Origin of the sequence: Nocardioides sp. (genome assembly GCF_031422975.1) — a bacterium.
GTDB lineage: Bacteria > Actinomycetota > Actinomycetes > Propionibacteriales > Nocardioidaceae > Nocardioides.
The window spans coordinates 1-12255 of the sequence record NZ_JANPEO010000617.1; the positions used below are offsets into that span (position 1 = coordinate 1).

At 71.3% G+C, this 12255-nt stretch carries 10 protein-coding genes and 1 pseudogene; 6 read left to right on the forward strand and 5 right to left on the reverse strand.

The genetic code is table 11. From position 1 onward, the window contains the following. Nucleotides 1-1054: dihydroxy-acid dehydratase (locus RMO85_RS18370; RefSeq protein ID WP_310530166.1), on the forward strand; the 1054-nt coding region annotated here is incomplete at its 5' end. Continuing rightward, on the forward strand, nt 1038-1664 hold the full coding sequence (eda, locus tag RMO85_RS18375; RefSeq protein ID WP_310530167.1) for a bifunctional 4-hydroxy-2-oxoglutarate aldolase/2-dehydro-3-deoxy-phosphogluconate aldolase: 627 nt from the start codon (nt 1038-1040) through the stop codon (nt 1662-1664). The genes RMO85_RS18370 and eda, both read left to right, overlap by 17 nt. A 28-nt stretch (nt 1665-1692) precedes the next feature. Here eda and RMO85_RS18380 read toward each other — a convergent pair whose 3' ends face one another. Beyond that, nucleotides 1693-2382 (reverse strand): demethylmenaquinone methyltransferase, encoded by a 690-nt coding sequence (locus RMO85_RS18380; RefSeq protein WP_310530168.1) that lies wholly within the window; start codon nt 2380-2382, stop codon nt 1693-1695. Nucleotides 2383-2467: 85 nt separating this feature from the next. Between RMO85_RS18380 and RMO85_RS18385 the strand changes: the two genes are divergently transcribed. Next, a complete protein-coding gene (locus RMO85_RS18385; protein ID WP_310530169.1) occupies nt 2468-3460 on the forward strand; it encodes a L,D-transpeptidase family protein in 993 nt (330 codons plus the stop codon). A gap of 40 nt (nt 3461-3500) precedes the next feature. After that, complete coding sequence (locus RMO85_RS18390) at nt 3501-4751, forward strand: isochorismate synthase (RefSeq protein ID WP_310530170.1); 1251 nt, start codon at nt 3501-3503, stop codon at nt 4749-4751. On the opposite strand, the gene RMO85_RS18395 is transcribed toward RMO85_RS18390, so the two are convergent. After that, complete coding sequence (locus RMO85_RS18395) at nt 4748-5392, reverse strand: MBL fold metallo-hydrolase (protein WP_310530171.1); 645 nt, start codon at nt 5390-5392, stop codon at nt 4748-4750. The two genes, RMO85_RS18390 and RMO85_RS18395, sit on opposite strands and share 4 nt — an antisense overlap. 139 nt (nt 5393-5531) lie before the next feature. Here RMO85_RS18395 and RMO85_RS18400 point away from each other — a divergent pair, with 139 nt between their 5' ends. Next, the gene (locus tag RMO85_RS18400) at nt 5532-6746 is read left to right on the forward strand and encodes a glycoside hydrolase family 16 protein (RefSeq protein ID WP_310530172.1); all 1215 of its coding nucleotides are present in this window, start codon (nt 5532-5534) and stop codon (nt 6744-6746) included. 105 nt (nt 6747-6851) lie between these two features. Here the strand turns inward: RMO85_RS18400 and RMO85_RS18405 are convergent, their stop codons facing one another. Further along, entirely contained in the window at nt 6852-8723 is a 1872-nt protein-coding gene (locus RMO85_RS18405; protein ID WP_310530173.1) for a Na+/H+ antiporter, read from the reverse strand. 84 nt (nt 8724-8807) lie between these two features. On the opposite strand from RMO85_RS18405, the gene RMO85_RS18410 reads away from it, so the two are divergent. Next, a complete protein-coding gene (locus RMO85_RS18410; protein WP_310530174.1) occupies nt 8808-10391 on the forward strand; it encodes a hypothetical protein in 1584 nt (527 codons plus the stop codon). Here RMO85_RS18410 and menD read toward each other — a convergent pair. Together menD and RMO85_RS18420 are read right to left on the reverse strand one after the other, a co-directional pair. Then, the gene (menD, locus tag RMO85_RS18415) at nt 10381-11949 is read right to left on the reverse strand and encodes a 2-succinyl-5-enolpyruvyl-6-hydroxy-3-cyclohexene-1-carboxylic-acid synthase (RefSeq protein WP_310530175.1); all 1569 of its coding nucleotides are present in this window, start codon (nt 11947-11949) and stop codon (nt 10381-10383) included. The genes RMO85_RS18410 and menD overlap by 11 nt on opposite strands. Next, a pseudogene (locus RMO85_RS18420) lies at nt 11946-12255 on the reverse strand (O-succinylbenzoate synthase); the annotation flags it as partial. The pseudogene RMO85_RS18420 and the gene menD, both read right to left, overlap by 4 nt.

Consider the following 12255-nt stretch of genomic DNA (forward strand, 5'->3'; position numbering starts at 1 on the left):
CCACGCCGGTGGCGAGCCCACCCCGGTCGGGCACCTGGTGGACGAGAAGTCGATCGTCAACGCCTGCGTCGCGCTGCTCGCGACCGGCGGCTCGACCAACCACACGATGCATCTGGTGGCGATCGCCGCTGCTGCCGGCCTCACGCTGACCTGGGACGACCTCTCCGACCTGTCGGCGGCGGTCCCGTTGCTCACCCGGATCTACCCCAACGGCAGCGCCGACATCAACCACTTCGTGGCGGCCGGCGGTACGCCCTTCCTGATCCACACCCTGCTCAAGCACGGCTATCTCCACGACGACGTGCTGACCGTCTCCGGCCGGGGGCTGTGGCGACACACCCGTGAGTCCCGCCTCGACGGCGACGCGATCGTGTGGGAGGAGGGCCCGAAGCAATCGCTGGACACCAGCGTGCTGCGGCCCGCCGACGACCCGTTCTCCCCCGACGGGGGCCTGAGGATGCTGTCGGGCCGACTCGGCCGGGCAGTCGTCAAGACCTCTGCCGTGGAGCCCGAGCATCGCGTGGTCACCGCCCCGGCGGTGGTCTTCGACGACCAGGCCGACTTCCTGGCGGCCTTCGCCGAGGGTCTGCTCGACGGTCGCGACCTGGTCGCGGTGGTCCGCTACCAGGGCCCGGCCGCCAACGGCATGCCGGAGCTGCACAAGCTGATGCCGGCACTGGGCGTGCTCCAGGACCGTGGCCAGCGGGTCGCGATCGTCACCGACGGCCGGATGTCCGGCGCGTCGGGCAAGGTCACGGCCGCCATCCACGTGACCCCCGAGGCGGCCCTCGGCGGCGCCCTCGCCCGGGTCCGCGACGGGGACCTGGTCACCGTCGACGCCGAGCGCGGCCTGCTCGAGCTCGATGTGCCCGACGCCGAGTTCGACCGCCGCGAGACGACCGGTCGCGCCCCGCACGACATCGAGTGGGCCGGCACCGGCCGTGAGCTCTTCGCCGGTTTCCGCGCCATCGTCGGCACCGCCGAGACCGGTGCCAGCGTCATCCGCCCCCTGCCCGCCCCCACCGAGGAGGCCCCCGTTGCCCAGCACGTCTGAGTCCCTGTTGTCGCTCGTCCCGGTCGTGCCGGTCGTCGTCGTCGACGACCTGGCCCACGCGGTGCCGATCGCCCGCGCACTGGTCGCGGGCGGACTGCCGGTCATCGAGCTCACGTTGCGTACGCCGGTCGCGCTCGACGCGATCCGTGCGATCACCGCCGAGGTGCCCGGCATCCTCGTCGGCGCGGGCACGGTCGTCACGCCCGCGCAGGCCGATCAGGCGGTCGAGGCCGGCGCCCGGTTCCTCGTCTCCCCCGGGTGCACGCCCTTGCTGCTCGCGGCGATGAGCAGCACGGGCGTGCCGTTCCTGCCCGGTACGGCCACCGTCTCGGACGCGCTGGCCGTGCTCGAGGCCGGCATCTCCGAGATGAAGTTCTTCCCGGCCGAGGCATCGGGTGGTGCTGCCTACCTGAAGTCGATCGCCTCCCCCTTGCCGGCTGCGCGCTTCTGCCCCACCGGTGGGATCACCGCCGCCTCGGCACCGTCGTACCTCGCACTCCCCAACGTCGGGTGCGTGGGCGGCTCGTGGCTCACCCCGGCGGCCGCGCTGGCCGCGGGCGACTGGGACCGGATCCGCACCCTGGCCGCCGAGGCGGCGGCCCTGCGCTGAGCCCACCGACGGCTCGGGCGACGAGCCCTCAGGCGGTGGCGCGGTGCAGCGCGACGACGCCGCCGGAGAGGTTGCGCCACTCGGGCGCCGTCCAGCCGGTCGTCGCGATCAGGTCGGCAAGGCCCTGCTGGTCGGGCCAGGCGCGGATCGACTCGGCGAGGTAGACGTAGGCGTCCGGAGAGGACGAGACGGCGCGCGAGATCGCCGGCAGCGCCTTCATGAGGTACTCCATGTAGACCGTGCGGAACGGCGTCCACGTGGGGTGACTGAACTCGCAGACGACCAGGCGACCGCCGGGGCGGGTCACGCGGCGCATCTCGCGCAGCCCCTGCGCGGGGTCGACGATGTTGCGCAGGCCGAAGGAGATGGTGACGGCGTCGAAGGTGTCGTCGGCGAACGGCAGCCTCGTCCCGTCACCCGCCGTGAACGGCAGCGCCGGTCGCGCCACCTTGCCGACCCGCAGCATGCCGAGGGAGAAGTCACACGGCACGACCATCGCGCCGCGGTCGGCGAACGGCTGGCTCGAGGTGCCGGTGCCGGCAGCGAGGTCGAGCACCTTGTCGCCGTACGACGGGTCGACGGCCTCGATCACCTCGTGTCGCCAGCGACGGTCCTGGCCGAGGGAGAGGACGTCGTTGGTCACGTCGTAGCGTTTCGCGACCGCATCGAACATGCGTCGGACGTCGGTCGGTTGCTTGTCGAGTTCCGCGCGGGCCACGCACGCGAGCGTAGTCGGGCGGCAACTTCGCGAAGCAGGTGGGCGTCCCTACGATTGTCGACACCTGCTACCCCCGGAGACTCCATTGCGCACACCTCGCTTCCTCTCGTTGTTGCTCGCCCTCGTGATGGCGCTGAGTGCCGCCTCGGTCGCCTTGCCCGCCCAGGCCGGCGGCACCGGCGCCGAGCGCGCAGGCTTCAGCCGGCTGAAGTTCGGCGACACCGGCTGGAAGGTGCGCGAGCTCCAGAGCCGCCTGCACCAGCTCGGCCTGCACTCCGAGGTGGTCACGAGCCGCTTCGACGCCCAGACCCGCGACGGGGTCCGCTCCTTCCAGGCGCGACGCCAACGCGAGACCACCGGGATCGTCGACCGCACCACCTGGGATAAGCTCGTGGCCAAGACGGCCGAGCCGACGACCGAGGCGCTGCACAACGTCTACACGCCCGGTCGGACGATCCTGAAAGCGGGCGACCAGGGCCTGCCGGTGCGTCGTCTGCAGGCGCGGCTCGAGCAGGTCGGGTGGTGGGAGGGCGACGTCACCGGCGCGTTCGACGAGAAGACCGTCGCGTCGGTCACCGGGTTCCAGACCAAGCGCAAGATCCCCGTCACCGGCGAGGTTGACCGTCGTACCCTGGACCGCCTGGCCGAGATGACGCGCAAGCCCACCAAGGCCGAGCTGTTCAACATCGAACCCAGCGGTCCTGCCCTGGACGCGCGCTGCATGATCGGACGGGCGCTGTGCGTCGACAAGACCTCGCGCTCGCTGCGCTGGGTGATCGACGGTGTCGTGAAGTCCCGCTATGACGTGCGGTTCGGCTCCGACGAGCTGCCGACCCGCGAGGGCGCGTTCTCGGTGTTCAAGAAGTCACGCGACCACGTCTCCAGCCTCTACAACACCTCGATGCCGTTCGCGATGTTCTTCTCCGGCGGCCAGGCCGTGCACTACTCCCCCGACTTCGCCGCCACCGGCTACAACGGCGCTTCGCACGGGTGCGTCAACGTGCGCGACTACAACGGCATCCGCTGGCTCTTCGACCAGGTCCAGGTGGGCGACAAGGTGATCGTCTACCGATCGTGAGTGCGGAGTGACAACACCCCCCGGCGTAGGCTCCACTATCGTGACGACGCCCTCACCCGCCGCTGCCGGCGACCCGTTGGTGGTGCACACGGTCGCCGTCGGACTGGACCAGGTCGGCTCGCTGGATCAGCTGTTGCCCGCCGACGCGCCCGTCAGTTGGCTGCGCCGCGACGAGGGCCTGGTCGGTTGGGGAGTTGCCGCGGTCATCCGCACGCGAGGCACCGCCCGCTTCTCCGACGCCGACAAGTGGTGGTCTGAGATCACCGGCCGCGCCGAGGTCCACGACGCAGTGAACGAGCCGGGCACCGGCCTGGTCTGCTTCGGCTCCTTCGGCTTCGCCGACGACCCCGGCGATTCGGTGCTCGTCGTCCCCCAGGTCGTCGTCGGTCGTCGCGGGGACCGTGCCTGGCTGACGACGGTCGGCGTGGACGCCCCCGACCTGGCCCCGGCCCCGTTGCCCGCTGCCCCCGTCGGCCTCACCTTCGCCGACGGCGCCCTCAACGGCGAGGCGTGGATGACGGTCGTCGCCGACGCGGTGGCCCGGATCAACGCCGGCGACCTCGAGAAGGTCGTGCTCGCCCGCGACCTCGTCGCCACCTGCGACGGCCCCGTCGACGTGCGGTGGGCGTTGCACAAGCTGGCACGCGACTACTCCATGTGCTGGACCTTCCACGTCGACGGCATCTTCGGCGCGACGCCCGAGATGCTCGTCCGCCGCGAGCGCGGCCTCGTCACGTCACGGGTGCTGGCCGGCACCATCCGCCGTACGGGAGACGAGGAGCGCGACGCGACTCTGGCGGGCACCCTGGCGCGATCGTCGAAGGACCTCGAGGAGCACGAGTACGCCGTCCGCTCGGTCGCGGACGCCCTCGAGCCGCACTGCTCGTCGATGAACGTGCCCGAGGTGCCCTTCGTGCTGCACCTGCCCAACGTCATGCACCTCGCCACCGACGTCGCGGGCGTGGTCCACGACGCAGCCACTGTCTCGTCGTTGCAGCTGGCCGAGGCCCTGCACCCGTCCGCGGCCGTGGGCGGGACGCCCACGGCGTCGGCCGTCGCCCTCATCGCCGAGATCGAGGGCATGGCCCGTGATCGCTACGCCGGACCCGTGGGCTGGATGGACGCCAAGGGAGACGGCGAGTGGGGCATCGCGCTCCGCTCGGCGCTCGTCGAGGGGGACACGGTCCGTCTCTTCGCGGGCTGCGGGGTCGTCGGCAGCTCCGACCCCGAGGCCGAGCTCGCCGAGTCACAGGCGAAGTTCGTGCCGGTGCGCGACGCGCTGTCGAACTAGCGCTCCGCCGGCAAGTCAGCACCGTCCGGCAAACGGCTGAACTCCTGACCCTCGGGCAGCAGGTTGCCCATGTGGGTGTCGACGATGCCGAGTGCAGCCTCGGTGTAGATCTTGTCGTGGATGCCGAGGTTGCGGGCAGCGCCGACAGCGCGCACGAAGTCGATGGCCTCGCTGACCTTGAGCCACGGGGCGCTGATCGGGGCGAGCAGCAGGTCCACCGCGGTCTCGGGCACGGTCAGTGCGTCGCCCGGGTGATAGACCCGCAGGTCGCCGACGGTGAGGAGATAGCCGCTGTTGTCGATCCGCGCCAGGTCGGGGTGGATGACGGCGTGCTTCTCCCCCACCACCTCGACCGCCAGGCCGACGTCGAAGCTCGCGCCCGGCTCGACCACGGTCACCCGCTCGGTCAGGTCCGGCGCACCCGCCCGGATCTGAGCGGCGACGGCCTCGATCGTGAAGATCGCCGCATCGGTCGCCCGAAGATGGTCGGCGTCGTAGTGGTCGGCGTGCTCGTGGGTGATCAGGACGGCGGTGGCGCCATCGACCGCCTCAGCCCCGGTGAAACCGCCCGGATCGAGCACGATCACCGCGTGGCCGTGCTCGATCCGCACACACGCGTGCCCGAACTTCGTCAGCCTCACCCGGCCACCCTACGACCGCAACCGGCACGCGGCAGGGTTCGTCGTCGGTTTGTCGGGGGGCCTTGCCCGGCGGTTATGGTGAGGTCGCCCTCGACGGATGCCAGGGGGAACCACATGCACCCGAACAGAGAGAGAACTCATGTCTCGACGCCGCGCACTCGCGGGAAGTTTCGTCGCGCTGCTCATGCCTGCTTCACTGTTGATGGTCTCAGCGACCACCTCGGCCGACGCTGCTGACGCACCGCTCAACACCACTAGCGCCCGAAAGGCGAAGAGCAAGGCCAAGCTGGTCGCGATGCCGCAGATCGTGCAGCAGGGCAGCAAGCCTGCCAGCTCCGGTTCTGCCAAGGCCGCGCTGACCGCCACGATCAAGCCGGCCAAGGCCGGACGCCCCGTTGCGCTCCAGGTGCAGAAGGGCACGAAGTGGAAGACCGTCTCCAAGACCAAGCTCACGCGCAAGGGCCTTGCTGAGTTCGGCGCCCCGATCTCCAAGAGCGGCGCGGCCCTGACCTACCGGGTCACGTCCGGTGCCTACAAGGGCGCCAAGGCTGTCACCAGCAAGCCCACCAGCACCGAGCGCTGGCTGACGTCGTCGTTCACCGACGAGTTCTCCGGCTCGGCCCTCTCGGCCAACTGGAACCACCGAGGTCCCAACTACGAGCCGGACAGCCTTCGCGAGTGCTCGCACGGCGACCCGAAGGCGGTCACGGTCGCCGGCGGCACGGTCCGCGTCAGCGTGATCAAGGACCCGGCCCGCGCCTCCCAGAAGTGCGTCGCCAAGAAGGACGGCAAGTCCACCGGCAAGTTCGCCTACCGCCTCAACGGCCACATCGGCACCGAGGGCAACGTCTCGATGCGCTACGGCTTCGCGGCCGCTCGGATCAAGATGCACAAGCTCCGTGGCCAGCACGGCGGCTTCTGGATGCAGCCGGCGACCAGGGTCGCGGGCTCCTTCAGCCCGAAGAGCACGGGTGCCGAGATCGACGTCATCGAATACTTCGGCGACAAGCACCCCGAAGGCGGCCTGACGTCGTTCATCTACTCCAAGAACAGCTCCGGCAAGGACGTCAAGACCGGTTCGTGGATCAAGAGCTCCACGTCGTTCCTGAAGAACAAGAAGGACGGCTGGTCGAAGAACTACCACGTCTTCTCCGTGGAGTGGACCCCGTCGGCCTACATCTTCCGCATCGACGGCAAGGAGTCCTGGCGCACCAAGGTCGGCGTCTCCGGCCAGGCGCAGTTCCCGATCCTGAGCCTGCTGAGCTCGGACTACGAGATCTCGCAGATGAAGGGCGGCGACGCCAAGCTGCCGCAGACGATGTCGGTGGACTGGCTCCGCCTCTGGCAGGCCTGATCAGCCTCCGCTGATCGGTTATACCCGTACGGCGACGCGCCGTCCCACTTCGGTGGGGCGGCGCGTTCGCACGTGCGGGACCTGCGTTGGCGCCGCCGGGGCGGCTCAGCCCGTCAGGTGGTGCACGAAGCACCAGCGCCAGTCCTCGCCGGGCTGGGCCGACTGCATGACCGGGTGAGCCGTGTCGTGGAAGTGCTCGGTGGCGTGCTTGTGCGGCGAGGAGTCGCAGCAGGCGACGTTGCCGCAGGCCAGGCACCGGCGCAGCGAGACCCAGTGGTCGCCGAGCTCGAGGCACTCCTGGCACACCATCCCGTCCTCGAGCGAGCTGAGCGGCACCACCGGAGCCGAGTCCAGGTGGTCGCACGACCCACCGGTCGCCAACGTGCGCGCCGGCCGCACCTCGGGGTCCTCGTCGGACGTGGCGATGTCGATCATCGACTCCTCCACGTCGAGGATGCTGAGCACCTGGCGGACGACCTCGCTGGCGACCGTGCCGGTGCTGCGGATCTCCAGCACCTTCTTGCGCTCGGCCTCGATCATGGCCAGCCGGGCCCGGGCGTAGAGCTCGCTGGGCGACTCCTGGTCCGCGGTCGTGGAGAGCTGCTCCCAGGCCGCGAAGTTGCGCTGGTCGACGCGCTGCCGGATCAGGACGCCCACCCCGTGCGGGTCGTCGTGCTCGAGCCCGTCGAGCGCGGCGAAGCCGGCCTTGGAGGCCTGCTGGAGCAGGGCCGCCCGAGCCAACGCGTCCTCGAGCGGGTCGGGCGAGGGCACACGGAGCCTTCGGGCGACCCAGGGCAGGGAGAGCCCCTGGATGAACAACGTGCCGGCCACCACCGTGAACGCGATGAGCAGCAGCACTTCACGGTGCTGGACGGACGCGGGAATGACGAAGGCCGCGGCCAGGGTCACCACCCCACGCATGCCCGCCCAGCCGAGGACGAACGTGTCCTGCCAGCTCGACACCTCCCGTGCGGCCGGGTCCGCGCCCGGGCGCAGGAGCATGGAGCGCGCGGCGAAGACCCAGGCGAGTCGCAGCACGATCGTGGCCAGCAGCGCACTGGCACACACGAGAGCGATGCGCGCGGGCGAGATCTCGCTGTCCGCCGCGCCCTCGAGGATCCAGCGCGCCTGCAGCCCGATCAGCAGGAAGACGGTGTTCTCCAGCAGGAAGGCGATGGTGCGCCAGTTGATGCGCTCCGCGATCCGCGACTGGGCGCTCTGGATGATCGGCGCCTTGTGGCCGAGCAGCAGCCCGGCGACGACGACGGCGATGACGCCGGACGAGTCGAGCTTCTCCGCCAGGAGATAGGCCACGAACGGCGTCACCAGCGAGATCGCGGTGTCCATCAGCGGATCGGTGACCAATTTGCGGAGCTTGGCCACGATCACGAAGACGACGAAGCCGAGCGCGGCGCCACCAGCGGAGGCCCAGACGAAGTCCAGGCCCACCTCGAGGGCCTGCACGCCGACTGACGCGGCGGCGATCGCCGTACGCAGGGCAACGAGGGCCGTGGCGTCGTTGAGCAGCGACTCGCCCTCGAGGATCGTCACGATGCGCCGCGGCAGCCCGATGCGCCGGGCGATGGCCGTGGCTGCGACGGCGTCGGGTGGCGCGACGACCGCGCCGATGGCGATCGCGATCGGCCAGGAGATGCTCGCGACGATCAGGTGGACGAGCGCCCCGACCCCGAACGAGGTGAAGACGACGAGGCCGACGGACAGGAAGAGGATCGCGCGGCGGTTGGCGTTGAAGTCGACGAGCGAGGTCTGGATCGCGGCGGCGTAGAGCAGGGGTGGCAGCAGGCCGAGCAGCACGATCTCGGGCTCGAGGTGCACCTCGGGCACGAACGGCAGATAGGTGCCGACGACACCGACGGCGATCAGCAGCAGGGGCGCCGGCACGGTGAGGCGGTCGGCCAGCGCGTTCCCGGCAAGGACGACCACGACGAGGGCGACGAGGAACAGGGCGATCTCCACCCCGTGAGTCTGTCAGGCGGTGAGTGGGCCGACGACCGCCACGACCCGCCATGGATAATCGCCCGCGTGCGAGCAGTCGGGAGCGTGGGCAGGTTTGCCCTGGCGATCGTGGCGCTCGCGGCGCTGCTCGTGATGGCGGCCGGGGCGGGCGTCGCGGGCGTGGTGGGCTCCGACGACACGGTCTTCAACGGTCCTGCCGAGCTCGGCGACGACGGGCGGCCACTGCTCACCGCCCCCGACGTGCTGGCCTACGAGGGCGTCACCGTCACGTTGCGGGCCTCGGCTCCGGAGGGTGTCTTCATCGGTACGGCGCACCCGGTCGACGTCGCAGACTTCGTCGGGGACTCGTCCAGGATCCGGCTGACAGGCGTGACCCGTACCGGTGTCGTGGCCGAGGATGCGGGCTCCGGCGATCCCGTGCAGCCGGCGTCCGCGGACTTCTGGACCGACTCCATGAGCGGCACCGGCAGCGAGGAGCTCACCCTCGACCGGGGCTCGTCCGCCGCCCAGTGGGTGATCGCGCCACTGACGGGCGTCGGCCCGACGACCGTGTCGTTCGGGATCACCGTGCACGGACTCTTCGCCTGGGCGCTGATCGCGTTCGGAGCCGGTGCGCTCGTCCTGCTGGCCTGCGTCGAACTGCTGCTCCGCCTGCGCCGGCCTCCACGATCTCCGTCGACGGCCCAGCGCATCGCCGGGCATGTCCCGGCCGACGAGCCGCCGGCGCCGGCACCTACCGGCAGGCACAGGTCGCAGCGGACGGTGCTCGCAGTCGCGCTGGCGGTGTCGCTGGCCGGCTGCACCGCCGAGAGCCTCCTACCCACCAAGCAGCAGTCGCCCGATCTGGCGACGACGAAGGTCGCGCTGACCAGGGCCGAGCTGCCGACGCTCTTCAGGTCGTACGACGCCCGGCTGGGCACCGCCATCACCGCTGCCCGCCCGCCGCACTATCGCAGCGAGTCGTGGCGTCTCGCCGATCGCGGACCGGCGCTCGAGAGCGATCTGTTCGGCACCCGCGTCGGCAGGCTGACACGGCTCGGGCGCCGCACGGTGCCGACCCACCAGGGCGTCGAGGTCTTCTCCGGCCGCTTCGACTCCTACCCGATGTGGTCGCTGGTCGCCTCCACGGTGGACCGGGAGACGCGTGTCGACCTGTTCACCAAGGCGTCCGTGCTGGCGCCCTGGCTGCGGCAGGCCGGCACCGCGCTGTCCCGCGACCTGCCTGATCCGGGACGCCCTCGCCTGCTGCCGAGCGGTGACGAGGCCGCCGCCGCGACCGCCGCCTGGCGCGACTACCTCGAGTCGGGCACGCGCGACGACCGACTGGCTCTCGATCCGGAGTCGCGGACCTGGCGCGACAACATCGCCGACCTCGGCAGCCGCGCGATGTTCCGCGGCTACCGCGTGTCGGTCGAGCCGGCCGGCCTGTCCCGCGTCGTCGAGGTCGAGGACGGGGCACTCGCGATCGTGGCGCTGCGGGTCACGACGCGCTTGGACGGGAGACCCGACCTGAGGGTGCGGTGGGCGCCGCCGTACGGGAGGTATCGCCCGGGTGCCGGTGGGCTGCTGTCCTTCGCCGACGTCGCGGTCGGCCTGATCCATCTGCCGCCGAAGGGTGCGCCGACCCTGCTGGGCTCGACCTTCAGCGAGGTGGCCGTCAGTCGGTGAGGGCGCGGATCCGGGCATCCAGGTCGCGGCGGTTGTCGCGGCGGACGGCGACCTCGACGACCTCGATCCCGCCGTTGGGCGAGGACAGCGCCTGCTCGAGCTCGAGCAGGCTCGTGACGCGCAGGTGCGGGGTCCGGGTCGCCGCACAGAGACTCGCGATGTCCACACCGTGGGGCGTGCCGAAGAGCGCGTCGTAGCGGTCGGCGAACTCGGGAGCACCCTGCTCGAGCATCGAGAAGATCGAGCCGCCGTCGTCGTTGACGACCACGATCGTCAGGTCGGGGCGGGCCTCGGCGGGGCCGAGGACCAGGCCGGTCGCATCGTGCAGGAACGTCACGTCACCCATCAGCGCGAGCGCCCTGGTGCTGCGTGGGCGACCGAGCGCGGCGCCGATGGCGGTGGACACGGTGCCGTCGATGCCGGCGAGGCCGCGGTTGGCGATCACCTTGCGGCGGCCGCCGACGTCGTAGCGCGCGACCATCAGGTCGAGGTCGCGGATCGGGCTGGAGGCGCCGACGAACAGGAGGCCGCCGTCGGGCACCGCGCGACTGACCGCGCCCGCGACTTCATGGGGCGTCAGGTCGGCCTCGGCACGCAGCAGGGCGTCCAGCTCGCGACCGACCGAACGGTCCGCGGCCGCCCAGGCGTCGAACCACTCGGTGTCGCTCGACTCGGTCGTGGTGGCGCGGGCCACGGCATGGTCGACGCCGAACGGCCGCTGGCGCCACAGCCCCTGGCCCTCGACGTCCCAGACCTCCACGTCCTCGCGAGCGAGCAGGCGACCGATCGGCCGTGAGAGCGTCGGGTGGCCGGCGACGACCACTCGCTCGATCCGGGCGCCGAGGTCGCCGTCGAGCAGGAGCCGATAGGTCCGCAACGCATGCGTGCCGGTGCGTGAGCCGCTCGTCGGCTCGGCGAACAGCGGCCACTGCCCCCGCTGGGCCAGCACCCGGGCGGACGGTCCGGCCTCGTCGCCGGCGACCACCACCGTGCGCGGGCCGGCCGGGATCTCCACCTCGTCGTGACGCACGCGGGGCCGGTCGTCGATCGTGATCTCCGGGACGTCCCACCGCCCCTCGGGCACCAGCGGGTCGTCGAGCTGGATGTTGAGGTGCCACGGTCCCTGCCGGCCCACCATCGTCAACGCGTCGAGGTCGGCGACGTCGACGAAGTCCAGGTTCGCCAAGATCCCCACCTGGTCGGTGGTCTGGCTCGCGCTGGTGCCGCGCAGTCGCAGCGGCCGGTCGGCGGTCACGAAGAACACCGGCAGGCCCGAGTGCCATGCCTCGAGCGCGGCCGGGTGCAGGTTGGCGACAGCCGTGCCGGAGGTGCACACCACCGCCGCGCGGCGTCCCACCTTGGTCAGGCCGAGGGCCAAGAACCCGGCCGCGCGCTCGTCGATCCGGGTGTGCAGTCGCACCACGCCGGCCCGCGCGGCGTCGTACGCCGCGAACGCCAGCGGGGCGTTGCGAGAGCCGGGCGCCACCACGATCTCGGTCACGCCACGGCTCACCAGCAGCGTGATGACTCCGCGGGCGAGATCGGTCGAGGAGGTCACAGGCCGAGATCCTGCCGTACGGCGCTGAGCCGGCGCTCCCAGTGCGCCACCCGGTCGGGTGGCGCCGCGAGCCGGGCCAGCGCGGCCTCGTCGAGCTCGACCGGACGCACGGGCAGGAAGCCGTCCACCGGCAGCAGGGGTTCGAGCGCCACGTCGTCGGTCAGGAGCTGGACCGTGGCCAGCCCGCAGGCGTGCTCCAACGTGGGCAGCGCGGCGGCGAGCGCGACGCCGGCGGCGATGCCGACACTGGACTCGACCGCGCTCGACACGACGACGGGCATCTCGATGTCCTCGGCGATGCGCAGG